Source organism: Janthinobacterium agaricidamnosum NBRC 102515 = DSM 9628 (genome assembly GCF_000723165.1).
In the GTDB taxonomy this organism is placed as follows: Bacteria; Pseudomonadota; Gammaproteobacteria; order Burkholderiales; family Burkholderiaceae_D; genus Janthinobacterium; species Janthinobacterium agaricidamnosum.
The window spans coordinates 4542501-4568966 of record NZ_HG322949.1 but is presented as its reverse complement, the minus strand read 5'-3'; the positions used below and the strand labels follow the sequence as shown (position 1 = coordinate 4568966).

The 26466-nt window shown below is 61.9% G+C and carries 24 protein-coding genes (1 of these 24 cut by a window edge); 9 read left to right on the top strand and 15 right to left on the bottom strand.

The genetic code is table 11. The annotated features are described in order from the left end of the window. Positions 1-31: 31 nt before the first annotated feature. Positions 32-1234 carry an MFS transporter gene (locus GJA_RS19670; RefSeq protein ID WP_051781150.1) on the bottom strand — a complete coding sequence of 401 codons (1203 nt, stop codon included), beginning with the start codon at positions 1232-1234 and terminating at the stop codon, positions 32-34. Between the two features lie 152 nt (positions 1235-1386). Continuing rightward, the gene (locus GJA_RS19665) at positions 1387-2382 is read right to left on the bottom strand and encodes an LLM class flavin-dependent oxidoreductase (RefSeq protein ID WP_038495656.1); all 996 of its coding nucleotides are present in this window, start codon (positions 2380-2382) and stop codon (positions 1387-1389) included. A 146-nt stretch (positions 2383-2528) separates the two neighbouring features. Between GJA_RS19665 and galT the strand changes: the two genes are divergently transcribed. From galT to GJA_RS19640, 5 genes are all read left to right on the top strand, one after another. Next, positions 2529-3641, top strand: a complete 1113-nt coding sequence (gene galT, locus GJA_RS19660; protein WP_242404582.1) for a galactose-1-phosphate uridylyltransferase — start codon at positions 2529-2531, stop codon at positions 3639-3641. Next, the gene (locus GJA_RS19655; RefSeq protein WP_038495654.1) at positions 3638-4780 is read left to right on the top strand and encodes a M24 family metallopeptidase; all 1143 of its coding nucleotides are present in this window, start codon (positions 3638-3640) and stop codon (positions 4778-4780) included. Before galT ends, GJA_RS19655 begins: the two co-directional genes overlap by 4 nt. Beyond that, a complete protein-coding gene (galK, locus tag GJA_RS19650; RefSeq protein WP_038495651.1) occupies positions 4777-5856 on the top strand; it encodes a galactokinase in 1080 nt (359 codons plus the stop codon). The genes GJA_RS19655 and galK overlap by 4 nt, the downstream gene beginning before the upstream one ends. A 201-nt stretch (positions 5857-6057) precedes the next feature. Continuing rightward, positions 6058-7842 (top strand): glycoside hydrolase family 2 protein, encoded by a 1785-nt coding sequence (locus GJA_RS19645; protein WP_038495647.1) that lies wholly within the window; start codon positions 6058-6060, stop codon positions 7840-7842. A gap of 101 nt (positions 7843-7943) precedes the next feature. Beyond that, positions 7944-11780: an NAD(P)-binding protein gene (locus GJA_RS19640; RefSeq protein ID WP_038495644.1), complete on the top strand. Its 3837-nt coding sequence runs from the start codon at positions 7944-7946 to the stop codon at positions 11778-11780. A gap of 59 nt (positions 11781-11839) precedes the next feature. On the opposite strand, the gene GJA_RS19635 is transcribed toward GJA_RS19640, so the two are convergent. After that, positions 11840-12427 carry a hypothetical protein gene (locus tag GJA_RS19635; protein ID WP_206778346.1) on the bottom strand — a complete coding sequence of 196 codons (588 nt, stop codon included), beginning with the start codon at positions 12425-12427 and terminating at the stop codon, positions 11840-11842. Between the two features lie 245 nt (positions 12428-12672). Between GJA_RS19635 and GJA_RS19630 the strand changes: the two genes are divergently transcribed. After that, positions 12673-12969 carry a hypothetical protein gene (locus GJA_RS19630; protein ID WP_144241600.1) on the top strand — a complete coding sequence of 99 codons (297 nt, stop codon included), beginning with the start codon at positions 12673-12675 and terminating at the stop codon, positions 12967-12969. Between the two features lie 21 nt (positions 12970-12990). On the opposite strand, the gene GJA_RS19625 is transcribed toward GJA_RS19630, so the two are convergent. From GJA_RS19625 to GJA_RS19605, 5 genes are all read right to left on the bottom strand, one after another. Then, the gene (locus tag GJA_RS19625; protein ID WP_038495638.1) at positions 12991-13392 is read right to left on the bottom strand and encodes a VanZ family protein; all 402 of its coding nucleotides are present in this window, start codon (positions 13390-13392) and stop codon (positions 12991-12993) included. A gap of 644 nt (positions 13393-14036) precedes the next feature. Then, a complete protein-coding gene (locus GJA_RS19620; protein ID WP_038495635.1) occupies positions 14037-14801 on the bottom strand; it encodes an SDR family NAD(P)-dependent oxidoreductase in 765 nt (254 codons plus the stop codon). A gap of 51 nt (positions 14802-14852) precedes the next feature. Next, the gene (locus GJA_RS19615) at positions 14853-15374 is read right to left on the bottom strand and encodes a TPM domain-containing protein (protein ID WP_038495632.1); all 522 of its coding nucleotides are present in this window, start codon (positions 15372-15374) and stop codon (positions 14853-14855) included. Next, positions 15374-16183 (bottom strand): TPM domain-containing protein, encoded by an 810-nt coding sequence (locus GJA_RS19610; protein ID WP_038495629.1) that lies wholly within the window; start codon positions 16181-16183, stop codon positions 15374-15376. Before GJA_RS19610 ends, GJA_RS19615 begins: the two co-directional genes overlap by 1 nt. 3 nt (positions 16184-16186) lie before the next feature. Next, the gene (locus GJA_RS19605; protein ID WP_038500505.1) at positions 16187-16771 is read right to left on the bottom strand and encodes a LemA family protein; all 585 of its coding nucleotides are present in this window, start codon (positions 16769-16771) and stop codon (positions 16187-16189) included. Between the two features lie 217 nt (positions 16772-16988). On the opposite strand from GJA_RS19605, the gene pyrF reads away from it, so the two are divergent. Then, a complete protein-coding gene (gene pyrF / locus GJA_RS19600) occupies positions 16989-17813 on the top strand; it encodes an orotidine-5'-phosphate decarboxylase (protein WP_038495624.1) in 825 nt (274 codons plus the stop codon). Positions 17814-17824: 11 nt separating this feature from the next. Here pyrF and sbcB read toward each other — a convergent pair whose 3' ends face one another. Then, positions 17825-19273 carry an exodeoxyribonuclease I gene (sbcB, locus tag GJA_RS19595; protein ID WP_038495621.1) on the bottom strand — a complete coding sequence of 483 codons (1449 nt, stop codon included), beginning with the start codon at positions 19271-19273 and terminating at the stop codon, positions 17825-17827. A 118-nt stretch (positions 19274-19391) separates the two neighbouring features. Here sbcB and GJA_RS19590 point away from each other — a divergent pair, with 118 nt between their 5' ends. Further along, entirely contained in the window at positions 19392-19997 is a 606-nt protein-coding gene (locus tag GJA_RS19590) for a DUF5610 domain-containing protein (RefSeq protein WP_038495618.1), read from the top strand. 21 nt (positions 19998-20018) lie between these two features. Here GJA_RS19590 and GJA_RS19585 read toward each other — a convergent pair whose 3' ends face one another. From GJA_RS19585 to GJA_RS27525, 6 genes are all read right to left on the bottom strand, one after another. Continuing rightward, a complete protein-coding gene (locus GJA_RS19585; RefSeq protein ID WP_038495615.1) occupies positions 20019-20984 on the bottom strand; it encodes a GGDEF domain-containing protein in 966 nt (321 codons plus the stop codon). Positions 20985-21270: 286 nt separating this feature from the next. Further along, the gene (locus GJA_RS19580) at positions 21271-21642 is read right to left on the bottom strand and encodes an HPF/RaiA family ribosome-associated protein (RefSeq protein ID WP_038495612.1); all 372 of its coding nucleotides are present in this window, start codon (positions 21640-21642) and stop codon (positions 21271-21273) included. 305 nt (positions 21643-21947) lie between these two features. Then, positions 21948-24149 (bottom strand): aldehyde oxidoreductase molybdenum-binding subunit PaoC, encoded by a 2202-nt coding sequence (paoC, locus tag GJA_RS19575; RefSeq protein WP_038495610.1) that lies wholly within the window; start codon positions 24147-24149, stop codon positions 21948-21950. A 4-nt stretch (positions 24150-24153) separates the two neighbouring features. Next, positions 24154-25107 carry an FAD binding domain-containing protein gene (locus GJA_RS19570; protein WP_038495608.1) on the bottom strand — a complete coding sequence of 318 codons (954 nt, stop codon included), beginning with the start codon at positions 25105-25107 and terminating at the stop codon, positions 24154-24156. Further along, entirely contained in the window at positions 25104-25754 is a 651-nt protein-coding gene (gene paoA, locus GJA_RS19565; protein WP_038495605.1) for an aldehyde dehydrogenase iron-sulfur subunit PaoA, read from the bottom strand. Before paoA ends, GJA_RS19570 begins: the two co-directional genes overlap by 4 nt. 51 nt (positions 25755-25805) lie before the next feature. Then, positions 25806-26099: a hypothetical protein gene (locus GJA_RS27525; protein ID WP_144241599.1), complete on the bottom strand. Its 294-nt coding sequence runs from the start codon at positions 26097-26099 to the stop codon at positions 25806-25808. 38 nt (positions 26100-26137) lie between these two features. On the opposite strand from GJA_RS27525, the gene GJA_RS19560 reads away from it, so the two are divergent. Further along, a protein-coding gene (locus GJA_RS19560; RefSeq protein ID WP_038495602.1) for a contractile injection system protein, VgrG/Pvc8 family crosses the window boundary here: on the top strand, positions 26138-26466 show its 5' portion. Its footprint extends 16 nt past the window's final position; 329 of the gene's 345 nt are visible here — the first part of the coding sequence; it begins with the start codon at positions 26138-26140; its stop codon lies off the right edge, out of view.

The following is a 26466-nucleotide window of genomic DNA, read 5'->3' as shown; positions in this document are numbered from 1 at the left end:
ACGGTAAACGACCAGACCCCGGTTGATGGTGTTACAAGCCGCGCTGCCGCAGGCGGTATTTGCTCCACACGATGACCATCAGCAGCGGCATTGCCGCGCCGACCAGGCACAGCGCCAGCCAGCCGCCGGCCGCGTAGCTGGCGCTGGCCAGCGCCGAACCGGCCGAGGCGCCGATGAAGCCGGCCGCGATGAACACGGTGGTGACGCGGGCGCGCGCCTCCGGCGCCAGTTTGTAGATGATCGACTGGTGCGTCACTTGCAAGCCCATCACGCCGACGTCGAGCAAGACCACGCCGACCAGCAACATCAGCAGCGATACCGCGCCAAATGCGATAAAGGCCCACGAGGCCAGCGACGCCAGCGCCAGCAGCCAGGTGGCCTGGCGTGCATAACCCCGGTCGGCCATGCGGCCGGCGGTGTTGGCGGCGAATGCGCCGGTGGCGCCGACCAGGCCGAAGAAGCCGATCTGCATTTCGCTGTAGTGGTACGGCGCGCCGCTGAGCAAAAAGGTCAGGCCGGTCCAGAACACGCTGAAGGTGCCCAGGCCCAGGCCGGCAAACAGCGCGCGCTGGCGCAGCAGCGGTTCCTGGCGGATGATGCCGGCCAGCGAGGCCATCAATTTGGCGTATTGCAGCTTGCCGCGCGGCGCTTCATCGGGCAGGATATTGCGCAGTATCGCCAGCAAGGCGGCCACCACCACGGCGGCCAGCAGATACACGGCGCGCCAGCTGCCGCTCACTTGCGCCACCACGCCGGACACTGTGCGCGCCAGCAAGATACCCAGCAATAAGCCGGTCATCACGGTGCCGACCATGCGGCCGCGGCTGTGATCCGGCGCGTACGAGGCAACCATCGCGGTGACCACCATCAGCGCGCTGGCGGTGATGCCCATCAAGATGCTGGCGATCGAAAACACGATGATGTTCTGGCTGGTCGCGGCCAGTATCAGCGCGCAAATCTTGGCAACCAGCATCCAGGTCAGTAATTTGCGGCGGTTCAGCACGTCGCTCAGCGGCACCAGGAACACAATCCCCAGCACATAGCCGATCTGGGTCGCGGTGACCAGGTAACCGGCCTGCGTCACGCCGACGCCGAACGACGCCGCCAGCAAGGAAGTGAGTGGCTGCACATAATACAAACTGGCCACCAGCACGCCGGCGGACAGGGCAAATAACAGGATGCGGGTGGAGGTCAGCAGGGCGCTGCCATCGACGTTGGGCGAGGCGGATTTCATGGGAAACTGCTTTCTTGGAACGATGCTTTTTGGATAGTTATGATAACGGCGATTCAATAATTTTGCCGGCAGGCGTATTTTTATTGCCTAAAAAATAAAAAATCCCGGTGACCGTTGCCGATGACCGGGTGCAAGGGATACCGAGGGGAAACTTAAACCAGCGACATTTCCTGATGGATTTGCGCGGTGATTTCATACGAGCGCAGGCGGTGCTGATGCTCGAAAATTTGCGAGGTGATCATCAGCTCGTCGGCGCCGGTGGTCGCGATGAAGGCGCTTAATTTTTCCTTGACGGTCGCTGGCGAGCCGATTGCCGAGCACGACAGCACCGAATCGATCATCGCACGTTCCTGCGGCCCCAGCCGTTCCAGGTAGCCGGGTACCGGCGGCGGCAGTTTCGACGGCCGGCCGGTGCGCAGGTTGACGAAAGCCTGTTGCATCGAGGTCGCGCGCAATTGCGCTTCGGCATCGGTATCGGCGGCAAACACATTAAAACCGAGCATCACATGCGGCTTGGCCAATTGTGCCGACGGCTTGAAATTGTCGCGGTAGAACGCCACTGCCTGCATCATCACTTGCGGCGCGAAATGCGACGCGAACGCGTACGGCAAGCCGAGATGGGCCGCCAGCTGCGCGCCGAACATGCTCGACCCGAGTATCCAGACCGGCACCTTGGCGCCGTTGCCGGGCACGGCCAGCACGCGCTGGCGCGGCTCGTCGGACATATAGTCCATCAATTCCAGCACGTCTTGCGGAAACTGCTCGGCGTCCGATTCCAGGTTGCGGCGCAGCGCGCGCGCGGTGCTCTGGTCGGAACCGGGCGCGCGGCCCAGGCCCAGGTCGATGCGGCCGGGATACAGCGCTTCCAGCGTGCCGAACTGTTCGGCGATTACCAGCGGCGAGTGGTTCGGCAGCATCACGCCGCCGGCGCCGACCCGTATCGTGCTGGTGCCGGCCGCGACATGGGCCATCACCACCGACGTGGCGGCGCTGGCGATGCCGGGCATGCCGTGGTGTTCCGCCAGCCAGTAGCGGTTGTAGCCCCAGCGCTCGCCGTGTTGCGCGAGATCGAGCGTGTTGCGGAACGAGGTGGCCGCATTGCCGCCTTCGGCAATCGGAGCGAGGTCGAGTATGGAAAATGGAATCATGCAACAGATATCGGGCCGGCGGCGGGAAACACAATGGTTTATTTTGTATGCCCCTGCCGCAAAAAGGGGTACCGGCCTGATCCGAGGGCGGCATGAACTTTCGGCGCGCCGGCCAGTCTTATTGTCTTTGCAGGGAATGGTATGGGATGGTGATTATGCATTGCAAGGAACTCGTCAAGCCGGATGGCCGCCAGCTGACCTTGTACAGCCGCCATGCGATCGGCCCGGTCGATTTTGTGCCGACCCCGTTCGCCCAGCCGCAAGGAGCGAATCCCCATGTGCGCTGGCATCCGCTGCGCGGCGAATGGGTGGCTTATGCTGCCTACCGGCAAGACCGCACGTATTTGCCGTCGTCATTGCAAACTTCGCAATACAATCCGCTGGCCGTCACCAGCGACCCGGCGCGGCCGACCGAGTTGCCGGCAGGCGAATACGACGTCGCCGTGTTCGACAACCGCTTTCCCGCGCTGGCTCAGGACGCCCACGATCCGCCCGCCGTGACGGTGCCGACGGCGCCGGCGTCCGGCCATTGCGAAGTGGTGGTGTACAGCCGCGACAGCGCCGCCTTCCTGGGCGGGCTGGATCTGGATCACATCAATTTGCTGCTGCAAGTATGGGCGGCGCGCACGACGCGGCTGGCGGCGCGCGGTGGCATCGCTTATGTGTTGCCGTTTGAAAATCGCGGCGCCGAAGTCGGCGTCACGCTGCATCATCCGCATGGCCAGATTTACGCCTATCCGCTGGTGCCGCCGATACCGCTGCGCATGCTGGAACAGGAGCGGGCTTTTTATGACAAGCATGGGGTGGCCTTGCTGCCCGATCTGGCGCAGCGCGAAGTCGGCTACGGCGAACGCCTGCTGTACCTGGGGCCGCACGCGCTGGCGTTCGTGCCGCCATGCGCGCGTTACCCGTATGAAGTGTGGGTCATGCCGCTGCGTCCGGTCGACAGTTTGGCCGCGCTGTCGCTGGAGCAGCGGCTGGACCTGGCGCGCGCGCTGAAAACCGTGCTGCTGAAATATGAAGGGCTGTGGCAACGTCCGTTTCCTTATCTGATGGCGTGGTTCCAGGCGCCGACCGATGGCCAGCCGCATCCGGAAACCCAGCTGCATGCCGAGTTTTATCCGCCATACCGCAGCCGCGAGCGCCTGAAATACCTGGCCGGGACAGAGTTGGCGGCAGGCATGTTTGTGATGGATGCATTGCCGGAACAGACGGCGCAAGAATTGCGGCAAGTCGCAGTGGAACTGGAGGCGCCATGAGCCGGCTCGCGACACAGGAAATCCGCCACAAGCTGGCCCGCATGCGCGGCTGGCTGGAGCAGTATGGCGCCGGCGCGGTGCGCTTGCGCGGCGCCGGCTGGTTCGCCTGGGCCACGGCGGGCGCCTCGAACACGGTGATGCTGAGCGCGGACGCGGGCGTGGCCGAAGTGCTGGTCACGCCGGACGCGGCCTATATCCTGACCGATGACGCCGAGGCGGCCCGCTTGCGCGATGAAGAGGTGGCGGGCGAATGGACCTGGCAACTGGCGCCATGGGCGCAGCATGAATTGCGCGAACATTTTGTGCACCACGCGGCGGCCGGCAAGCCGGTCTTGAGCGATTGCCCGGCCGTGTGCCATCTCGCGGCGGGCGCCGAACAAGGCTTGCCGGTGGCGGCGCGCGAAGAACGGCTGGTATTGCTGGCGTCCGAACAGGAACGCTACCGCCAGGTCGGACGGCTGGCGGCCGCGGCGATCGGCGAAACCTTGCGCGCCGCGCGGCCCGGCTGGACCGAGTATGAGCTGGCCGGCGCCGCCGCGCATGCGCTATGGTCGCGCGGCTTGCAGCCGGTGCTGGTGCTGGCCGCCGGCGCCGCGCGGCTGCCGCGTTATGCCCATCCGCTGCCCGGCATCGCGCCGCTTGGGCGGCGCGCGATGCTGGTGCTGTGCGCGCGCCGTTTCGGCTTGCACGCCAGCCTGAGCCGTTTGGTGCGCTTCCGCCAGGCCGGCCACGCGGCGCATGACGACGAGTCGGAGCAGGTGCGGGTACAGGATGAAATCCGCGTCATGGCGATCGAAGCCGTGGCGCTGGACGCCTGCGAAGCGGGCCGGCCCTTGTCGATGGTGTATCACGCACTCGACAGCGCCTATGCGTATGCCGGCCAGCCCGATGCGATTCACGCCCATCAGCAGGGCGGCCTGACCGGCTACCGGGCGCGCGACTTGCCGGCCACCGCGCATACCGAGATCGGATTGAAAAGCGGCATGGCGCTGGCCGTCAATCCGAGCCTGGCCGGCATCCGCATCGAAGACACGTTTTTGCTGCACGACGATCAGCTGGAAAACCTGACCTTCGATGCGCGCTGGCCGTCGGTGCAGGTGGCGGGACGCAGCCGGCCCTTATGCCTGGAGTTGCCATGATTGCGCTGGAAGATTATTTCGCCGGCCCGCCGGCAGTGCTGGCCTCTGCGCCGGGACGCATCAATTTGCTGGGTGAACACACCGACTATAACGATGGCTTCATGCTGCCGACCGCCACTCCGCAACGCACCGAAGTGGCGCTGTCGATTGCCAGTGACGACCATCATCAATTCTATTCGGCAACGCTGGACCAGACAGTGCGCTTTGTGCGCCACGCCGCCGCGCCGCCAGGTTTCGGCCGTTATGTCGAAGGTTGCATACGCGTGCTGGAATTGCGCGCCTTCAGCGTGCCGCCGTTGCGCGTCTATATCCGCTCCGACGTACCGGCCGGGGTCGGCCTGTCGAGCAGCGCGGCGCTGGAAATCGCCACCTTGCGCGCGCTGCGCACGCTGCTCTCCTTGCCGCTCGACGATGTGGCGCTGGCGCTGATCGGCCAGCAAGCCGAGATCCGTTATGCGCAAGTCAATTGTGGCGTGATGGACCAGATGGCGTCCAGCCTGGCCGACAGCGGCCATATGTTGCTGCTCGATGCGCGCAGCCTGCAACATGAATTGCTGCCTTTGCCGGCGGGCAGTGCGCTGGTGGTCATCGATAGCGGCGTGGTGCGCCACCTGGCCGGCAGCGACTATAACCTGCGCCGCCGCGAATGCGAGGAGGCGGCACGGCGGCTCGGCGTGCCGGCCCTGCGCGACATCAATGACATGGCGCTGGTGGAAAACTTACCGCTGCCCTTGCGTAAGCGGGCACGCCACGTGGTCAGCGAAAACCTGCGCGTGCTGCGCGCATTTACGCAGGCTGGCGCGGAAAGTTTCGGCCGCCTGATGAGCTTGTCGCACGCCAGCCTGCGCGACGATTTCGAAGTGTCGATACCCGAGCTCGATGAATTGACCACCTTGCTGCGCGGACACGCCGATGTGTATGGCGCGCGCCTGACCGGCGCCGGTTTCGGCGGCGCCTGCGTGGCGCTGTGCCGGAGCGGCAGCGAACAGGCCATCGGCAGCGAAGTGGTGCGGCGCTTTAATACGATAGGCGCGCGCCGCGCGCGACTGCTGATACCGCTGCAGCCGGTACACTGATTTGACCATTTCCTGCGTGCGGTCGAAGCAGCCGAACCGCCCTTGGCATACAGGTCGGCACGATTGCTGGCCACTGTTGGCCACCATGCTCACATAAAACGGTCCTGTTTGCGTAACTTCAAGCTATTCGCAGTCCGCTTGAACCGGACTGGCCCGCCTGACTCCAATGGATAAGTGCCGCCATTTATTCATGAGGAGCCAATGCCCGATTTTGCCTATCCCCGTCCGCAACTGGTGCGCGAGCAATGGTTGTCGCTGAATGGCCGCTGGGATTTCGCTTTCGACGATGGCGCCTACGTCAGCGTGCCGGAACGGCCGGTGCCGTTTCCCGCTACCTGGACCCATGCGATCCTGGTGCCGTTCCCGCCGGAATCGCAAGCGAGCGGCGTTGGCGACCGCGGTTTCCACAAGGCGTGCTGGTATCGCCGCGAGTTCGATGCGCAGGCCGGCGGCGGGCGGGTTCTGCTGCATTTCGGCGCGGTCGATTATTCCGCCAAGGTGTGGGTCAACGGCCAGCTGGTGGCCGAGCACGAAGGCGGGCATACGCCGTTCTGGAGCGACATCAGCGCCGTGCTCAACAGCGACGGACGGCAAACCGTCATCGTCTACGCCGAAGACGATCCGCACGACCTGGCCAAGCCGCGCGGCAAGCAGGATTGGCAGTTGCAACCGCATTCGATCTGGTATCCGCGCACCACCGGCATCTGGCAAACCGTGTGGCTGGAAAATGTCGCCTCGACCTATATCCAGAAGCTGCGCTGGACGCCCTTGTTCGAGGGATATGAAATTGCCTGCGAGGTATTTGCCGCCGGCGATATCGCGCATGACCTGAGCGTCGAAGTGCGTATCTGGCATGGCGACACCTTGCTGGCCGACGACCGCTATGCGATGCTGGACCATGAGGCGAACCGCAAGATCGCCTTGTCGGATCCCGGCATCGACGATACCCGCAACGAGTTGCTATGGAGTCCGGAACGTCCGACCTTGCTCGATGCGGTGCTGACCTTGCGCCATGGCGACAAGGTGCTCGATACGGTGTCGTCGTACACCGCGATGCGTTCGGTGGCGATCAATCGCGACCGCTTCATGCTCAATGGCCGGCCGTATCCGTTGCGGCTGGTGCTGGACCAGGGGTATTGGCCCGACACCTTGCTGACCGCGCCGTCCGACGACGCGCTGCGCACCGATGTCGAACTGGCCAAGGCGATGGGTTTTAACGGCGTGCGCAAGCACCAGAAAATCGAAAACCCGCGCTATCTGTACTGGGCCGACAAACTGGGCTTGCTGGTGTGGGAAGAAATGCCGTCGGCCTACCGTTTTTCCAGCAAGGCGATCACCCGCATGGTGCGCGAATGGACCGAGGCGATCGAGCGCGACTACAGCCACCCGTGCGTGCTGGTGTGGGTGCCGTTCAACGAATCGTGGGGCGTGCCGAATTTGACGGCGATCCAGGCCCACCGCAACGCGGTCGAGGCGCTTTACCATTTGACGCACACGCTCGATTCGACCCGGCCGGTGATCGGCAACGATGGCTGGGAAGCATCGGCCACCGACATTCTCGGCATCCATGATTACGATTGCGATCCGGAACGATTGCAAGCCCGTTACGCGATCACCGAAGGTTCGCGCAACATCCTGTTCGACCAGCGCCGTCCCGGCGGGCGCATCCTGACGCTGGACGGTTTTCCGCATCGCGGCCAGCCCATCGTGCTGACCGAATTCGGCGGCATCGCGTTCAGCAGCAACGATGACGCGAATGCTGACCGGACCTGGGGCTATTCGCGGGTCGGCAGCGAGGCGGCCTTCCTCGACTTGTATCGCCGCTTGCTGGCGGTGGTCAATACGGCGCAATTATTCAGCGGCTTTTGCTACACCCAGTTTGCCGACACTTTCCAGGAAGCGAACGGTTTGTTGATGGCCGACCGAACGCCGAAAGTCGCGCTGGAATTGATCAGCGCGGCGACCCGCAATATCCGCAGCGACTGAGGTGGAAACTGCACTGGCCTCAGCAATTTCTTCACGAATGTTCACGCAGTTTTACGATGAGGAATACGTCATGCGACATCCTGTTGCAGGAGGAGTAGCCTATGGCTGACGACGATAACGCGGCCGCGCCTTTTCTGTCGTACTGGCAAGCCGGATACGAAGGCGCCGACCATGTCACCCATGCGGGATTGGCGCTGGACATGAACCGGACCACCGGCCACCTGGACCGTGTGGCCGAAGATTATGCGCTGCTGCATCAGTTCGGCATCCGCACGGTGCGCGAAAGCATAGGCTGGCGGCTGGCCGAGCGTGACGGCCGTTTCGATTTTTCGTCGTTGCGGCAGCGCGCGAGCATCGCCCGCGACCTGGGGCTGCAAATCTGCTGGACCTTTTGCCACTATGGCTGGCCGGATGACGTAGACCTGTTCTCGCCACAATTCGCGCCCCGCTTCGCGCGCTTTTGCCGCGCCGCCGCCGAGTACCTGGCGCCGTTTTCCGGCGCGGCGCCGATCTATTCGCCGATCAATGAAATCTCGTTCACCAGTTGGGGTTTGTCGGTGCATATGTTTCGCTGCCTGAACATGGATCACGAGCATCCCGGCCATCACGGCAAGCGGCAACTGGTGCGCGCCACCATTGCCGGCTGCGACGCGATCTGGCAAGTCCATCCACAAGCGCGCATCTTGCAATGCGACCCGCTGATCCATGTCATCGCGCCGCCGGATAATCCAGCCTGGGATAACAGCGCCCACGTGTGGCGCGAAGCGCAATTCGAAGCGTGGGACATGCTGTGCGGCCGCATCGAGCCGGAACTGGGCGGGGCGGAGCGCTATCTGGACTTGATCGGCCTGAACTATTACCACAGCAACCAATGGGAAAGCGGCAGCAATCTGCGCCTGTGGTGGCACTTGGGCGATGCGCGCCGGTTGCCGCTGCATGTGTTGCAGAAGGAAGTGTTCGAGCGTTATCAGCGGCCGCTGCTGCTGGCCGAAACCAGCCATGTCGGCAGCGGGCGCGGTGTGTGGATACGCGAAATGGCGGAGCAGGCGGCGCTGGCGATGCAGCACGGCACCGACTTGCGCGGCATCTGCATTTATCCGGTGATCGACCGGCCGGATTGGGAAGATCCGAATTTCTGGCATCACAGCGGTTTGTGGGATGTCGGTCTGGGCGCGCCGGATGGATTGCAGCGCAATTTGTCCGCGCCGTATGCGATGGGATTGCGCCAGGCACAAAGCCTGACGGCCCATCTTTGTTCACTGTATGCGCCATCGGGGCGGGGAGGAGCTGGCATGAGGACGATTATTGTTTTCTCGCATCTACGCTGGAATTTTGTCTACCAAAGGCCGCAGCAATTGCTGTCGCGGCTGGCGCAGTTTTATCATGTGGTGTTTGTCGAGGAACCGCTGTTCGACGAGGGGCCGGCGCGGCTGGAATTATCGACCCCGGCGCCGAATGTGACGGTATGCCTGCCGCGCACGCCGGTGCAGGCGGCCGGTTTCCATGACGACCAGTTGGCGGCGCTGCAACCGTTGTTGCTGCAGATAACGCCGGCACTGGATCCGATCGTCTGGTTTTATACGCCGATGGCGCTGCCGCTGCTGCCAGGCTTGCATGCCGGTCTGGTGGTCTACGATTGCATGGATGAATTATCGGCATTCAAGAATGCGCCGAAACAGGTGTTGCAGCGCGAGACGGCCTTGCTGGCCCGCGCCGACCTGGTGTTTGCCGGCGGCCCCAGTTTGTATGAAGCAAAGCGCACACGTCATACCAATGCGCATTGTTTTTCGAGCAGCGTCGACGTGGTGCATTTCGAGCAGGCGCTGGACCGCAACAACCATCATCCGGCGCAACAGGATATCGGCCGCCCGCGGCTCGGTTATTACGGCGTCATCGACGAGCGCTTCGATGCGTCGCTGATCGCGGCGCTGGCCGATGCCCATTCACACTGGCAAATCGTGGTGGTCGGGCCGGTGCTGAAAATCGATCCGGCCAGTTTGCCGCAGCGCCAGAACATCCATTACCTGGGGCAGCAGCCATACCAGTCCCTGCCGCATTTCCTGGCTGGCTGGGATGTCTGTCTGTTGCCGTTTGCCAGGAACGATGCGACCCGTTTCATCAGCCCGACCAAGGTGCTGGAATACATGGCTGCGCAATTGCCGATCGTCAGCACCTCGATTGCCGACGTGGCCGCGCCGTATGGCCATATCGTGCGTATCGCCGACGAGGCCGCCGACTTTGTGCGCGCCTGCGAAGAGGCGCTGGCCATGACGCCGCCACAGCGCGCGGCGATGGTCGCCGATATGGCGCTGGTGCTGGCCGCCACTTCCTGGGACCGGACGGCGCGCCAAATGCACGCGCTGCTGGAAGCGACCGACCCGGCGCAGCCGCTGCTGATCGAGCCTGCCGATAGCCTGGCGCCGAATGATACGGCGGCGCTTGATACGCCGGCCAACGTCAATCCGCTGCGCTCGCAGGCAGCCATGTTACCGGTGCAATGTGCAATCATCGGCGCCGGCCCGACCGGCTTGAGCGCCGCCTATCATCTGGGCGCGGATACCTTGCTGCTGGAAAAAAATGCGACCGTCGGCGGCTGGTGCCGCTCGGTGCGCGACCAGGGTTTTACCTTCGATTACGCCGGCCACATCATGTTTTCCAACGATGCGTATGTGCTCAATTTATACCGCGTATTGCTGGGTGCGAACATCCATTGGCAAAACCGCGAAGCCTGGGTCTACAGCAAGCAGGTGTACACCCGCTATCCTTTCCAGGGCGCCTTGTTCGGCTTGCCTCCGGCCGTCATCAAGGAATGCATCGTTGGCGCCATGCAAGCACGTTATGGACACGCCGCGCCGGCAGCCAATCAGGCCAGCGCATGTGTTACCCCGGTCGAGGATTGCTGCGCCGACGGCACTGCCGGCATCGCCAATGGCGCCGCTGGTGGCGGTATTGGCAGCATTGCACCGTTGAAGCGGGACGCCGCCAATTTCGAGGAATTCATTTACCAGGTGTGGGGCGCCGGCATCGCCAAGCATTTCGCGATTCCATACAACAAGAAATTATGGACCGTGCCGTTGAGCGACATGGAAACGTCGTGGCTGGGCGGACGCGTGCCCTTGCCGGACCTGGAAGAAATCATCGATGGCGCGTTGCAGCCGGTGGCGCGGCCGATGGGGCCGAATGCGCGCTTTGCTTATCCTTTGCAAGGCGGTTTCCAGTCCTTGATGAATGGCTTCTTGCCGCACATCAAGGGCCAGCTGGAAGTCAACGCCGACGTGGTGCAATTGCTGCCCGACCAGCATGTGCTGGCGCTGGCCGATGGCCGCCGTTTTCGCTACCAGCATTTGATCAGCACCATGCCGCTGCCGGAATTGATACGGCTGATCGGCGAGCAGGCGCCGCTTGACGTGCGGCTGGCCGCGCGCGGCTTGCGGCATGTGTCGGTGCGCTGTGTGAACCTGGGCATCGGCCGTGAAGATGTGACGGAAAAACATTGGGTGTATTACCCCGAACAGACTATTTTCCACCGTATTTTCGTGCAGGGAAATGCCAGCCCCGATTGCAATCCGCCCGGCGGTTTTGGCTTGACGTGCGAAATTTCATATTCGCCGACCAAGCCGCTGCCGTTGACCGGCCAGGCGCTGATCGACCGTTGTGTCGCCGATTGCATCGAAGTCGGCATGTTGCGGCCCGATGACGTGGTGCTGACGGCGAACCAGGTCGACATGCCGTATGCCTACGTCTTGTACGACCATGCGCGCGCGTCCAATGTCGCCTTGGTGAAGGCATGGCTGGCGAGACACGACATCACGCTGGCCGGACGTTATAGCGAGTGGGAATATTACAACTCGGACCACGCCTTTATCGCCGGCAAGAAAGCGGCGCAAGCGGTGATGGCGCAAGTGGCGGGCGTATCGAGAAATGCGGTGGCTGAATAAGGGAAAAAAGTAGCGGACCCCGGTCATGGACCTGGGCCCGCTATGGATGGTGTACAGAATTAATAGCGTTGCAGCGCGCCGTTCGACAAGCGTACCCGGTCACCGATCTGATAGCTTGGTTGTGTTTCCTGGTAGACCGAACGGCTGCTGCCGTCGTCCAGGCGCACGTTGATGCGGTACACCATGTCGTTGGCCGAACCGGTGGAACCCGAAGTGCCGGACGTTCCCGATTGCGTGGCGCCCGAACTGGACGTCATGTCGCCGGCCTGCGAACGGGGCACGTTATCGATGGTCGCCACCACGCCATACATGGTCGACGCCGACGATAGACCGGTGTCGGTGGCCGAGCTGGTGCTGGCAGTGGGATTGGCCATGCTGCTGGCGCCAGTTGTTGAACTTGTGCCGCCAGTCATGCTGTCGCCGGAATTGGCGCTGCTGGTGCCGCTGCTGGTGCCGCTACGGTTGGCCGTGGCCGCCGCCACGGCGCCGGAGCCGGGACCGGCGCTGGCGTCATAACGCTCGCCCTGGTCGTTCATCGTGCTGCCGCTGGTGCTGGTAGTGCTGCGACTGTTAAAGCCCATATCGCTGCAAGCGCCAAGCGCTAGACACATCAAACCTGCCGCTACCGTATACTTTTTCGCTTTCATTATGTTCTCCTGATTTGAATTTGTCCGGGCGTCTATTACTCATGTAAGAGTGCGCCTGGCGCTGTAGGTTCGCTCTATTGTTATTTTGAATTGAGCTTTATCAAGAGTGCGGTAAGGCGGGTTTGGTATAAACACTTGCTTGCTGTTCGTTATCAAATGGCGCTTGCTTGGTCCTTGATGCGCATCAGCAGCGGCATGGCAAAGCGGCGTACTATTTTGATTTTTGGATATTTCCGGGAAGAAAAATGCTGATAAAAACAAGTGAAAACATGATAGCCCAGATCATTGCCGACACCGTTATTTCGCCGGCCGGCCCACGCGAACAGCATATCTTGTCGCAAACCCTGCATGGCCTGGTCAGGTTGGCCAAGAGTGAACAAATGCTGGCGATCAAGATGGATGTGGAGCGGGCGGCCGGCATATCCGGCGCCGCTGCCGGACGGCGCCACAGCAAGTCGATCTTGCGCAAGATCGGCGCCGATTGCGACGCCCGCCAGGGACAATTCCTGTTCGACCGGGAAGACCGGCCCGGACAGGAATAGCAGGCCTGGATTGCCTGGGGTTTATTCCTTGACCAGGCGTTGCGCTTTCGGCCACACGAGCCACAATAACAGCGACATCAGAATTGCGGCATTGCAATCGACCAGCCAGTCCGATACCGCGCCACGGCGGTACGGCAGGAAACTTTGTATGTATTCATCGAGCGCGCCCATCAGCGCGACGGTGACGATCGATGTCGCGGCGCGGCGCGGCAGCGATCCCGGCGTGCCGCTGAACAGCAGGTAGGCAATGATGGCGTAGGCCAGCGTATGCAGCACGATGCCGGACGCATAGTCGCCGATATCCTTGCGCGCGCCCGGTATCGAACCGATGATCACAATCAGCAGGTACAGGATGAACGCGCACAGGTAGCGCTGTTTTTGATAGCGGGATGAAAACAGCAGGGCGGTCAGGGTGGTCGACATGGATCAGTAATCAATGAAAATAATTGTAACCTTACCATATCGAAATCGGCACTTTGGATAATACGCGCTACCTATCAGTTTATTGATTAAGCGCGCCTAACAAAACATCCAGGGCGGCGTTACATGGCCTTGTCGTACATTCGTACGGTCTACGGCAATGCGCCTTGCCCTGAACGTTTTGTTAGACTCTCTTGTCGGGCAAAAAAAAGCCCGCTGGTGAAAGCGGGCTGAAAACCCAAAATTGAGGGTTCAAGAGTTGATCTGCAGCGGCTGCCTCGCGCGGACGCAGCCAGGAATTCGGAGTGGTGTGCAAATACTGGCCAGCACACCGGTCCGCGGTCACGCATATCGGTTGCGTGTACTGCAGATGAAGCAAGTATAGGGCGTGCTCATGACAGGCCTATGACACGGCGCAGCATTTTTGAATGTTTTTGCAAAAAGATGATGACTGGGACGAGAAATGCGCTGTAGCGAAGTGACAGGAAAAAAAATAGCCCGCTGGTGAAAGCGGGCTTAAAACTATTTTCTTGGAGGAGAATAGTGGAGACAGGTCTATTATGCTGCGTTGCGGAATATGTGTCTAATGGTATTTTCAGATATCGATCATACATTTTTAATATATCTGGCGTGCTGCATCGATGTCATCAGTCCTTCACCGGCACCGTGTAGTTCAAGGCCATGCGGCCGCCATCCACGTACAGCGTCTGGCCGGTCAGGTAGCTGGCGTCGTCGCTGGCCAGGAAGGCGGCGATCGACGCCACTTCTTCCGGCTCGCCGCAACGCCCCAGCGGGGTGCGCGACAAGATGGTGTGGCGCGCCTCCGGGCTGCCCAGCACGGCTTTCCTGGCCAGTTCGGTCAGGATGGTGCCGGGACCGATGCCGTTGACGCGCACGCCGTATGGCGCCAGGTTCAGCGCCATGACCTTGGTCAGCTGGTTGATGGCGCCCTTGGACACCACGTACGGCACCTGGTCGGGGATCGCCAGTTCGGCGTTGACGCTCGACATATTGATGATGCAGCCGCTTTGCCGCTTGACCATTTCGCGCGCCACCGCCTGGCCGCACAGGAACATCGATTTCAGGTTGATGCGCAGTACGCGGTCGAAATCGTCTTCCGTCAGATCGAGGAAATCGGCCTTGTGCGTCACGCCGGCATTGTTGACCAGGATATCGATGCGGCCGAATACCAGCAGCGTTGCGGCCAGCAAGGCGTCGACGTCGGCTTTCTGGCTGACGTCGGCGGCGAAAAAGCGCGCCTTGTCGCCCAGCGCCGCGGCGGCGTCCGCGCCTTCCTGCTTGATATCGACCAGCATCACGCTGGCGCCTTCCTGGATCAGGCGTTGTGCGCAAGCAAAGCCGATGCCTTGGGTGGCGCCGGTGACGATGGCGATCTTGTTGGATAATTTCATGCTAGTGCTTCCAGGGTGATGGGATGGCGCCAATGTTAACCCCGCTGCTGGTCACAGTACGATAGGCTGGTTCGGCAGTTGGTTCGGGCGCGGCCCGTTGGAGGGGAAATGCAGGCGCAGCAAATCGTTCAGCGCATCGATGGCTTTCAAGGTGCTGGCGTGATACTCGTCGCTGGCATACCCCTGGGTCATGGTGCGGCAAATGGCTTGCCACTGCTGCGCCGGGATACGGCGTCCGACATGGCGGTCGGCGACGATATCGACCTGGTGCTCGGCCAGGTTGATATAAATCAGCACGCCGCAATTCTCCTCGGTATCCCACACGCCATATTGGGCAAACAGCTGGCGCGCGCGCTCGCGGTTGCTCAAGCCCTGGAAGGCTTCGCGCAGGCCCAGCGAATGTTCCAGGATCAGCCGCAGTTCCGCGCGGTGCAATTGTTCGCCGTCGCTGATGGCGCGTTCGATCGCCGCCAGCGTGGTGTCGGGAAAAGCCTTGCGTCCGGCCGACGCCGTGGCCAGCCAGTGTTTCAGGGCGCGCCCGAGGCGCTGGCCGAATGACAGCGCAACAGTCATCACCAATCCCCCGAGGCGCCGCCGCCGTCGAAACTGCCGCCGCCGCCCGAGAAACCGCCGCCGCCGATTCCACCGCCGCCCGCATTGTTACCCCAGCCATGGCTCAGCGCGCTGCCCAGCAAGACGCCGCTGGCCCCACTGCTCCAGTTGCCGTGATTTAAGCGGCGCGGGCCGCCGCGCGAACGCAACACGGCCAGCATGATCAGGAAACCGAAGAACAGCAGCGGCAGCCAGGAACCGATGCTGATCTCGCCGGCCGCCGCCGCTGGCTGCCCGGCGGCGGGCAAGGCTTCCTGGTTCAGCAGCGCCTCGATCGCGGCGATACCGGCCGCCAGTCCGGCGTAATAATCATTTTGCTTGAAATGGGGCGCGATCACGTCTTGCAGCACCCGTTTCGACTGGGCGTCGGTCAGCACGCCTTGCACGCCGCGTCCGGCTTCGATGCGCAAGCGGCGCAACGCCGGCGGATTGTCTTTCGCCACCAGCAACAGCACGCCGTCGTCGACGCCCTTGCGGCCCAGTTGCCACGCATCCGTCACGCGGATGCTGTATTGCTCGATGGCTTCCGGCGCCGTGCTGGACACCAGCAGCACGGCGATCTGGCTGCCGCTGCGGGCTTGGTAGTCGGCCAGCACATGGTCCAGCGCGGCTTTTTGCCCGCTATCGAGCAAGCCGGCGCTGTCGGTCACGCGCGCCGCCTTGGGCGGCACCGGCACCAGGCCATCGGCCGCCCAGGCGCTATGGCATAGCAAAAGCGCGCAGCAGAGGCTGGCGAGCGAGCGCGTGGCGAGCAAGCGCGGCGCGTTCATGGCTTATTTGCCAAAATTGACGGCCGGCGCGGTCGAGATCGCCTTTTCATTTTCGACCATGAACGAGGGCTTGACTGCATAACCGAACACCATCGCGGTCAGGTTGTTCGGAAAGCGGCGCGCATGGACGTTGTAATCCTGCACCGCCGCGATATAGCGCTGGCGCGCCACGGTGATGCGGTTTTCCGTGCCTTCCAGTTGCGACTGCAAGTCGCGGAAGCTGGTATCGGCCTTCAAGTCCGGATATTTTTCGGAGACCACCATCAGGCGCGACAGCGCGGACGACAATTCCCCTTGCACCTGCTGGAATTTCTGGAACGCTGCCGGGTTGTTCAGCACTTCCGGCGTGATCTGGAAACTGGTGGCGGCGGCGCGCGCCCGGGTCACCGATTCCAGCGTATCCTTTTCATGGCTGGCGTAGCCCTTGACGGTATTGACCAGGTTCGGGATCAGGTCGGCGCGACGCTGGTACTGGTTGACGACTTCGCCCCAGGCGGCCTTGGTGGCTTCATCCTTGCTCTGGAATTCATTGTAGCCGCAAGCAGACAGGATACCGGCCAGCAAACTCATGGCCAATATCAAACGCATCCAGTGGCTGATTTTTTGGGTAAGGGTAGGCATGATTTTTCCCATAAAAAAGATAACTGCGCATGACTGTGTCATTGCATTAAATATACCTGAATCCGCGTGGAATGCCGGTTTTGTAGCGTGCGCGGTGCATCGGCGTGGCGTCGCGGCGCTGTTCCCGGGGACGGGCGGCGCGGTACAATACGGGGTTTGCAACTGAATAGATAAAAGGCGCGCCGTGAATTTCATCAATAAATTATCCGCCGCGTGGACGGCCAACAACTCCCTGCTGTGCGTCGGACTGGACCCGGACCTGGCCAAGCTGCCACGGGATTTGCAAGGCCAGCCGGATGGGATTTTCACTTTTTGCAGCAGGATCATCGATGCGACCGCCGACCTGGTGTGCGCCTTCAAGCCGCAAATCGCCTATTTCGGCGCCTTGGCCGCGGAAGACCAGCTGGAAAAGATTTGCCGTTATGTGCGTGATAACTATCCGCACATTCCATTGATCCTCGACGCCAAGCGCGGCGACATCGGCGCCACCGCGACGCAATATGCGCGCGAAGCGTTCGAGCGCTACGGCGCCGATGCCGTCACCGTCAACCCGTACATGGGCGAGGATTCGATCGATCCCTACCTGGCATGGCAAGACCGCGGCGTCATCATCCTGTGCCGCACGTCGAATCCAGGCGGTTCCGACCTGCAATTCCTGAATGCCGGCGGCGTGCCGCTGTACCAGCATGTGGCGCGCCTGGTGGCCGATAAATGGAACAAGAACGGGCAATGCGCGCTGGTGGTCGGCGCAACGTTCCCGGAAGAGCTGGCGCAAGTGCGGGCGATTGTCGGCGACATGCCTTTATTGGTGCCTGGCATCGGCGCGCAGGGCGGCGACATTGCCGCCACCGTCGGCGCCGGCCAGACGGCGAACGGCATGGGCATGATGATCAGCTCGTCGCGCGCGATCATTTACGCCCAGCCGCAAGCGGATGAGGATTTCGCCGACGCCGCGCGCCGCGTGGCCATTGACACGCGCGACGCCATCAACCGGCATCGGGCGAGCTGACTGGCCGCTGACTAGTTGCGCTGCGGGGCGACTATTTCTGCGTAGTCATACAGGGCGCCGAGAATTTCCTCGCCGCGCTCGTCGGCGGTTTCCGACAATTGGTCGATTTCGCTGAACAGCAGCTCGATGGTGCGTGCGCCAGCTGCGCCATCGAACAGCCGCGCCGCGCGGTGCCGCTCCCAATGCGCCGCTTCGCCTTCGCCCAGGGTGTCAGGGAAATTGCGCGCGCGGTAGCGGAACAGCAATTCCTGCAAGCGCTCGTCGGCAAACGATGGCCGCGCGCTGGCCAGCCTGGCTGGGGTTTCCTTGCGCAACGATTCCAGCAAGCGGCGGTCGTCGTTGCTGATAAAGCCGCCATACAAATCTTCATCGACGTCGACCAGTTCATCGCTGCCGGGACGCCTGAACACATCCGCCCAGATGGCCGACATGTCCGGTGCGCCGGCGGCGATGCGCGCGTGGGCCTGGCCGGCGGCGATATCGATGCCCCAGCGCTCGGCCAGCGCCGGCGACAAGGTTTTCAGGTTGCCGACCAACATGGGCGACTTGTTTAAATGCACACTTTTGACCGGCAAACGGGTCATGCCTTCTGGCAAATCTTCCTTGCGGGTAAACATGCGGGTGCGGATGGTGTCGGCGTCCAGGCCGAACAGTTCGCTCGGGTCGGCGCTGCAATCCCATACCAGCACTTCATTCTTGTTGGTTGGATGGGTGGCCAGCGGCCAGACCAGCGCCATGCAGCCGCGCTCGGCAGGAAACATGCCGGAGACGTGCAGGAAGGGCTGGCGTTGCGCCGGCGCCAGATGCATGCCCATCTCGTTCGCGACCCGGTCTTTTTTGTGCAGCGCCAGGCAGAAATCGAACAGTTTCGGCTGTTTCTGGCGGATCAGACGGGCCAGCGCGATGGTTGCGCGCACGTCGGACAAGGCGTCATGCGCCGCTTCATGGGCCAGGCCGTTAGCGGCGCTCAAGTGTTCCAGGCGAAAACTCGGACGACCGTCTTCGCGTGTCGGCCATTCGATGCCTTCCGGGCGCAGCGCATACGTCATGCGCACCACGTCGAGCAAGTCCCAGCGGCCGCACTGATGTTGCCATTCGCGCGCATACGGATCGATCAGGTTGCGCCAGAACAAGAACCGCGTGACTTCATCGTCGAAACGGATGGTGTTGTAGCCGACGCCGATGGTGCCGGGCTGGGAAAACGCTTGCTCGATGGTGGCCGCGAACTGGTGTTCCGGCACGCCTAATTCCAGGCATTGTTGCGGTGTAATGCCGGTGATCAGACAAGATTGCGGGTCTGGCAAGAAATCGTTGGCCGGCTGGCAATACAGCATGATCGGATCGCCGATTTCATTCAGTTCGGCATCGGTGCGGATCGCCGCAAACTGCGCCGGACGGTCGCGGCGCGGCTGGACGCCGAAAGTTTCGTAATCGTGCCAAAGAAAAGTGTGAGTAGTCATGGTGGTTCGCTAAAAAATTCGTGGCTTTAGTTTTTGGATTGTGTGCCGATACATCATGAGAGGAGTTGTCTTCATGCTGCTCCTATCTTCACACAAATTTCGATCAAGGAGGGCTATCATGGCAATTCCTATCTCTGGCAGCAGTGTCAGCAGCAATGTCGGCAACGCGGCCAGCAACAGTCCAGTCGCCGGCAAGGCGGCCGACACGGCCAGGACGCAAGATGCGGCCACGGCCGACATGTCGCCGGCCAGCAAAGCCAAGCTGCAATTGAATGCCTCGATCTTGCAATCGTCGTTGTCGGTATCGATCGCTGCGGAAAACGAACCGCTGTCGCTGCTGTATAAAACGGCGATCACCAACATCAATGAATCGCTGAAAGCCCAATTCGGCGACGATGCGATTCAAAATGCCGCGTCCCAGGATAATAGTCCGGAAGGCACGGCGAGCCGCATTGTATCCTTGTCGACCGGATTTTTCGAAGCTTTCAAGAAGCAGAATCCCGGCGACGATGACGACGCGACCTTGCAAAAGTTCATGGATACCATCAAGGGCGGCTTTGAAAAAGGTTTTAATGAAGCGAAAGATATCTTGAAGGGCTTGAATGTATTGAATGGCGCTATCGCCAGCAATATCGACAAGACTTATGAACTGGTGCAAAAAGGCTATGCCGACTTCCAGGCCGCCCATGGCAAAAAAGCGGACGCCGCCGAGAAGGCTGCGTAGCCCTGCGTCAAACGGGACATGTCAAAGAGAAATGGTATTGCGCCCGGCAGCCTTGGCGCGGTACAGCGCGGCATCGGCGGCGGCGATCAGGCTGTGTTCGTCCTGTCCCTCGTGCAGCGTGGCGATGCCGAAGGAACCGGTGATATGCGGCAAGGGGCAGCGCATATCGCTGAAAATCACCGATTGCTGGATACGCTCGCACAACCGTTCCGAGACGGCCAGCGCCACTTTCTCGTTGGTGTCGGGCAAGATCACCATCATTTCTTCCCCGCCATAACGCACCGCAAAATCGGTGGGGCGCAAGGCCGCGCTCAAGACCTGGGCCGCGCTGCGCAAGGCGTTGTCGCCGGCAACGTGGCCGTGGGTATCGTTAAAACGCTTGAAATGGTCGAGGTCGATCATGATCAGCGACAACGGCGTTTGACTGGCGTGCGCGGTGGCAATCATGGTCGGCAGCAAATCGTTGAGCCAGGCCCGGTTGTACAGCGAGGTCAAGCCATCGACCATCGATAATTGGCGGTAAAACTCGCCCAGTTTCTGGCGCCGGCGCAACAAGGCGTTGGCGGCGCGGATACGGAAAGACAGCAGGCGCAGCAGGTTGCGCGCCAACACATTCGAACCATCGATCAGTTGCCAGACGGTTTCAGCTTTAATCACCAGCAAGTCGCTTTCTTGCAGGGCTGAAATCGCTGAAAGGTTGCTTTCTTCATCCAGCACCGATTGTTCGCCGACGCTTTCTCCCGGCAAGACCTTGCTGACGGTGCCGTCGTTCATGCCGGTATGGGTATCGGCCGCGACTGTCAGCACGCCGCGCAAGACGATATACACACAGGCTTGTTGGGTGTCGGTGATGGCTTGGCCTGCTTGCAGGCGGATGATAGCGCAGGGGGCCAGCAAGGCGGCGACATCGCTGCCATCGGAATCGCGGAACAATTGTAAATCGCCGATCTGATAGCTTGAAGCGCCAAAGGTACCGATGTGTTCCACAATAAGACTTTCAAAAATCCGGTGCTGCGCAGCAGAACGCCGGTGCCTTCATGATAACGCAAAGCATACTCAGCGGAAACATGCAGCAGCCCGCACATGCTAGTTTTTTTGAAACTTGCATGATAAATGCACATTGTTGCATTATCGATCAATTAAGCTTGCTTTTAAAATATCAAAAAGTGATGCAGAGGAACAACGGAGGGAAAGACGGGGTGATTGGTGCGGAGTTCGATTGACTGGCAGCCTGGTTCGGCCGCCAGCATCGCTAAAGAATTACTAAATAAAATTATTCGCTGACTTCATCGGCATCGGCGGTCACCGTATTCTTGACGCCGGCATGGCGTTTGCTGTCGTGCAAGCGGCCCAGTGCGCTATCGATGGCGCGTTTCAGTTTTTCAGCGGCGCCTGCGATAGCCTGATGCAAGGTGGCGTTGTGATCGCTGACCGCGATGGCTTGATAACCGGTGATACGTGCTTCCATCAGGCAGCGGTTATCGCCGTCTGCCGATTTTTGACTATTGTTGTCGCTCAGGTGGACTTCGACGCGGGTGATATTTTCGCGAAAACGGCTGACCGCCGATTCAACCACAGACTGCACATGTTCATTCAAGCCAGCGTTACGTTCGATGGTGCTGTCGGTATTGATATTGATTTGCATATGGTCACTCCCGGTTGTTCAAAATAAACCCTGCCAACTGGGGTGGTACAACATCCCGGCGACTGCCGGCGATGCCGAACCGATGTGCTTCCGGCGCGAATCTTCACGCGTCGGACCCGGTTGGTTCCAACGTTTTGCACACGATTCCATCTTACTCCATTTCCGATAGTTTGCCTGTACCGTTCGTTTCAGCTTCCGCTGCGATCGTTCGCCACAGCCGCTCCATTGAGTCCGGGCAGCGCATCGCGAAGCAGCGTCGCCGCGGCGCCATGAGCCTGCCCACCGCCCGAGTAATACAGGCCGCGTCAGGCCGGTTGCGGCAGCTTGTCGATCAGCTTGTCCAGCGTGATCGGATAGTCGCGCACCCGCACCCCGGTGGCGTTGTAGACTGCGTTGGCGATCGCCGCGGCGACGCCGCAGATGCCCAGCTCGCCGACGCCTTTGGCTTTCATCGGCGACGACATCGGATCGGTTTCGTCGAGAAAGATCACTTCCTGGTGCGGGATGTCGGCATGTACCGGCACCTCGTAAGCGGCCAGGTCGTGATTGACGAAAAAGCCGCGGCGCTGGTCGACCACCAGTTCCTCCATCAACGCGGCCCCGGCGCCCATCGTCATCGCGCCGATCACCTGGCTGCGCGCCGACTTGGGATTGAGGATGCGGCCGGCCGCGCATACGGCCAGCATGCGCCGGATGCGGGTCTCGCCGGTGGCGGCGTCGACACCGACTTCGACAAAGTGCGCGCCGAAGGTCGATTGCTGGAATTTCTTGTCGAGATCGCCGTATTCCATGCTGTCCTCGGCCGTGATGTCGCCGTCTTGCGCGGCCTGGCTCAGCGGCACCGTGCGGCCGCCGGCCTTGACGGCGCCATCGGCAAATTCCGCGGTGGCCGGATCGACGCCGACCTGGTGCGCGATCGCTTCGCGCAGCTTGACGCAGGCCGCGTACACGCCGGCGGTGGCGCTGTTGGCGCCCCACTGCCCACCGGAACCGGCCGACACCGGAAACGACGAGTCGCCCAGCTTGACCACCACCTTGTCCAGCGAAACGCCCATCATTTCGGCGGCGGTCTGGGCGATAATGGTATAGCTGCCAGTGCCGATGTCGGTCATGTCGGTCTCGACGGTGACGACGCCGCTCTTATCCAGCTTGACCCGGGCGGCGGACTTCATCACCAGGTTGTTGCGGAAGGCCGCGGCCACGCCCATGCCGACCAGCCAGCGGCCGTCGCGGGTGACGCCGGGCCTGGCGTTGCGGCTATGCCAGCCGAATTTCTCGGCGCCGCTGCGCAGGCATTCGACCAGGCGGCGCTGCGAGAATGCGCGCTCGCGTTTGGCTGGATCGTGCGTGATGTCGTTAATGATGCGCAAGGTGACCGGATCCATGCTGAGCTTTTCCGCCAGCTCGTCCATGGCGATTTCCAGCGCCATCAGGCCCGGCGCTTCGCCCGGCGCGCGCATGGCGTTTCCTTCCGGCAGATCCAGCACCGCCAGCCGCATCCTGGTCATGCGGTGGGCGCCGGCGTACAGCAGCCTGGTTTGCATGACTGCCGTTTCCGGCGCGCCGCCCGGCAAGTTGCCGGACCAGCTTTCGTGGCCGATGGCGCTGATCTTGCCTTCGCGGGTGGCGCCGATGCGGATGCGCTGGATGGTGGCGGGGCGGTGCGTCGTGTTGTTGAACATGAACGGACGCGGCAAGGCCACTTTCACCGGCCGCCGGGCCGCCCTGGCGCCCAGCGCCGCCAGCAGTATCTCGGCGCGCAGGAACAGCTTGCCGCCGAAACCGCCGCCGATGTAGGGCGAAATGAGGCGTACGTTTGCGCGCGCTATGCCGAGCGTTTTGGCCATGTCGTCCGCACCCCAGGCGATCATCTGGTTGGCGGTCCAGAGCGTGACCTTGTCGCCGTCCCACGAGGCGATCGACGCGTGCGGCTCCATCATCGCGTGCGCCTGGTCCGGCGTGGTATAGCTGGCGTCGATGCGCACCGGGGCGTCACGGTAGGCGCCGGCAAAATCGCCGACCTGGCTATCCTTGCCGTCCTTGCCGGCGGGTTCCCTGGCCGTGTCCCTGGCCCGGGCCAGGTCGTAAGCGCCTGGCGTGGCGTGGTAGCGGACTTGCACCAGCGCGGCGGCCGCGCGGGCCTGCTCGAATGTCCCGGCCACCACCACGGCGATGGCCTGGTGATAGTGTTCGATCTCCGGGCCGCCCAGCAGCTTCGCGGTGTTATGCTTGCCTTTGCCGAGCTTGCCGGCGTTTTCGGCCGTGACGATGGCGATCACGCCTGGCGCCTGGCGGGCGGCATCCAGCTTCATCGACGCGATCCTGCCCTTGGCGATGGACGCACCGACGACATAACCGTAAGCCGCGTTGGGCGCCGCCAGCTGCTGTTCGTAGGCGTACGGCGCGGTGCCGGTGGTCTTGCATGGCCCGTCGATGCGGTCGACGGGCTGGCCGACGATCTTCAACTGGTCGATGGGATTGGTGGTCGCAGGTCTGGTAAATTTCATGGCGTCACACTTTCTTCGCTTCTGCCAGCACCGCTTCGAGCGTGCGCTGGACCAGGACGATCTTGTATGCATTCTGATGCGTGGTCCTGGCGCCGGCCAGCAACTGTCCGGCCACGGCCTTGCCGCCGCGCGTCATGCTGGTTTCGGCCTCTGGAACGCGCCATGGCTTGTGGGCCACGCCGCCCAGCGCCACGCGCCCGCTGCCATCCGGCTGGATCACGGCGGCCACCGAGATCAGCGCGAAGGCGTAGGAGGAACGGTCGCGCACCTTGCGGTAGATGTGGGCGCCGCCCAGCGGCTTGGGCAATGTCACGGCGGTGATGAGTTCGCCCGGCTCCAGCGCGGTTTCGATATGCGGAGTGTCGCTGGGCAGGCGGTGCAGGTCGGCCATCGCGATGACGCGGCCCGAGCCGTCCGGTTTGACGGTTTCGACCGATGCGTCCAGCAGCCGCATGGCGACCGCCATATCGCTCGGATGCGTGGCGATGCAGGCGTTGCTGACGCCGACCACCGCGTGCTGGCGGCTGAAGCCTTCGAGCGCCGAGCAGCCGCTGCCGGGATGACGCTTGTTGCACGGCTGGTTGGTGTCGTAGAAATACGGGCAGCGCGTGCGCTGCAGCAGGTTGCCCGCCGTGGTGGCCTTGTTGCGCAGCTGCGCCGACGCACCGGACAGCAAGGCGCGCGACAGCACCGCATAATTACGCCGCACGTGCAGGTTGGCGGCCAGGTCGGTGTTGCGCACCAGGGCGCCGATGCGCAGGCCGCCATCGCCGGTGGCTTCGATCTTGTCGAGGCCGAGGCCGTTAATGTCGACCAGGTGGGCCGGCGCTTCTATTTCCAGCTTCATCAGGTCGAGCAGATTGGTGCCGCCGGCGATGAATTTTGCGCCGGGAGTCTGGCCGGCCGTGGCCGCCGCTTGCGCCGGGGATGCCGCGCGCTGGTAGCTGAAGGCTTTCATGCGGACCGCTCCGACACTTCGGCGATGGCGTCGACGATGTTCGAGTAGGCGCCGCAACGACAGATATTGCCGCTCATGCGTTCGCGGATCTCGCTGGCGTCCGGCAGCGGGTGAGCGTTGAGGTCGGCGCTGGCGTGACTCGGTATGCCCTGCCTGATTTCGTCGAGCGCCGCCACGGCCGAACAGATCTGTCCGGGGGTACAGTAGCCGCATTGATAAGCGTCATGCTTGATGAAGGCGGCCTGCATCGGGTGCAACCGGCCGGGTCTGCCCAGGCCTTCGATGGTGCCGATCGCGGCGCCTTCATGCATCACGGCCAGCGTGAGGCAGGAATTGATGCGGCGGCCGTCGACCATCACGGTGCAGGCGCCGCACTGGCCATGGTCGCAGCCTTTCTTGGTGCCATACAGGTGCAGGTGTTCGCGCAAGGCGTCGAGCAGGGTGGTGCGCGTGTCCAGGTCCAGCTGGTGCGTCGCGCCGTTCACCAGCAACGACACGGTTGACATCACGGGCGGCGCCGCGGTGGCGGCGTCCGGCGCACTGCCTGGTCCTGCGGCGATCGATGGCATGCTGCTGGCGGTTGCCGACAGCGCGCCTGCGATCAGCAGGTCGCGCCGCGAGATTTTGATTGCGCTGAGATCATCCATGAATTGGCGTCCTGGTGGCTAATGTAAAGACGGTATCTGATAGGCTGATTTTTATAGTAGCGCATTCAGGCGGAATCCCTGACACTTTTGCTTTTTTATTAATTCGCGGCAGGTGCCGGACAGGGCGATGGAAAGCAGCCATATCGTTTGTGGCCAATATCCCGGCGTTTGCCGTCCGTCTGACAGGCTCATTTCTTCAGGGATTGATTTTCCTGTATTCACTTGTTGATCCATCTTCATATGCGAATAAAAAAATTCCGCATGCTGTCTTACTTTCAATTGAACATTAATAATAAAAATTCCTGGATACAATTTCATAGTTATTAAATTTATAAAATTATCCAACTGCAATTCCGGGATATCGATGAAAGCGCATAAACGGCATGTTATCCAACCTGGTAGGGACAATATTTTCCGCACTGGCGGCATTCACCAGCGCCACGCGGCTGTATGCATTGACCATCGGCGATGGCGACGCTGACAGCTTGCTGGTCGAGGCGTTCGCCGCCGACGAGCAAGTACATGGAATCGGTGCACGCGACATCATCGCGCTGTCGACCAGTCCTCAGATCGCACTGGCGTCGCTGCTCGGCAAACCGGCCACGCTGCATATCAGCCTGGCCGACGGCACGCGCACCCAGTTTTCCGGCTGGATACGTGAAGCCGCGATGCTGGGCAATTACGGCGGACTGACGCGCTACCGGCTGAACTT

What these genes read in the sequence shown, in the direction of transcription:
- GJA_RS19670 (WP_051781150.1), bottom strand. Translation starts at nt 1,234, where the DNA reads ATGAAATCCGCCTCGCCCAACGTCGATGGCAGCGCCCTGCTGACCTCC.
- GJA_RS19665 (WP_038495656.1), bottom strand. Translation starts at nt 2,382, where the DNA reads ATGATTCCATTTTCCATACTCGACCTCGCTCCGATTGCCGAAGGCGGC.
- galT (WP_242404582.1), top strand. Translation starts at nt 2,529, where the DNA reads ATGGTGATTATGCATTGCAAGGAACTCGTCAAGCCGGATGGCCGCCAG.
- GJA_RS19655 (WP_038495654.1), top strand. Translation starts at nt 3,638, where the DNA reads ATGAGCCGGCTCGCGACACAGGAAATCCGCCACAAGCTGGCCCGCATG.
- galK (WP_038495651.1), top strand. Translation starts at nt 4,777, where the DNA reads ATGATTGCGCTGGAAGATTATTTCGCCGGCCCGCCGGCAGTGCTGGCC.
- GJA_RS19645 (WP_038495647.1), top strand. Translation starts at nt 6,058, where the DNA reads ATGCCCGATTTTGCCTATCCCCGTCCGCAACTGGTGCGCGAGCAATGG.
- GJA_RS19640 (WP_038495644.1), top strand. Translation starts at nt 7,944, where the DNA reads ATGGCTGACGACGATAACGCGGCCGCGCCTTTTCTGTCGTACTGGCAA.
- GJA_RS19635 (WP_206778346.1), bottom strand. Translation starts at nt 12,427, where the DNA reads ATGAAAGCGAAAAAGTATACGGTAGCGGCAGGTTTGATGTGTCTAGCG.
- GJA_RS19630 (WP_144241600.1), top strand. Translation starts at nt 12,673, where the DNA reads ATGCTGATAAAAACAAGTGAAAACATGATAGCCCAGATCATTGCCGAC.
- GJA_RS19625 (WP_038495638.1), bottom strand. Translation starts at nt 13,392, where the DNA reads ATGTCGACCACCCTGACCGCCCTGCTGTTTTCATCCCGCTATCAAAAA.
- GJA_RS19620 (WP_038495635.1), bottom strand. Translation starts at nt 14,801, where the DNA reads ATGAAATTATCCAACAAGATCGCCATCGTCACCGGCGCCACCCAAGGC.
- GJA_RS19615 (WP_038495632.1), bottom strand. Translation starts at nt 15,374, where the DNA reads ATGACTGTTGCGCTGTCATTCGGCCAGCGCCTCGGGCGCGCCCTGAAA.
- GJA_RS19610 (WP_038495629.1), bottom strand. Translation starts at nt 16,183, where the DNA reads ATGAACGCGCCGCGCTTGCTCGCCACGCGCTCGCTCGCCAGCCTCTGC.
- GJA_RS19605 (WP_038500505.1), bottom strand. Translation starts at nt 16,771, where the DNA reads ATGCGTTTGATATTGGCCATGAGTTTGCTGGCCGGTATCCTGTCTGCT.
- sbcB (WP_038495621.1), bottom strand. Translation starts at nt 19,273, where the DNA reads ATGACTACTCACACTTTTCTTTGGCACGATTACGAAACTTTCGGCGTC.
- GJA_RS19590 (WP_038495618.1), top strand. Translation starts at nt 19,392, where the DNA reads ATGGCAATTCCTATCTCTGGCAGCAGTGTCAGCAGCAATGTCGGCAAC.
- GJA_RS19580 (WP_038495612.1), bottom strand. Translation starts at nt 21,642, where the DNA reads ATGCAAATCAATATCAATACCGACAGCACCATCGAACGTAACGCTGGC.
- paoC (WP_038495610.1), bottom strand. Translation starts at nt 24,149, where the DNA reads ATGAAATTTACCAGACCTGCGACCACCAATCCCATCGACCAGTTGAAG.
- GJA_RS19570 (WP_038495608.1), bottom strand. Translation starts at nt 25,107, where the DNA reads ATGAAAGCCTTCAGCTACCAGCGCGCGGCATCCCCGGCGCAAGCGGCG.
- paoA (WP_038495605.1), bottom strand. Translation starts at nt 25,754, where the DNA reads ATGGATGATCTCAGCGCAATCAAAATCTCGCGGCGCGACCTGCTGATC.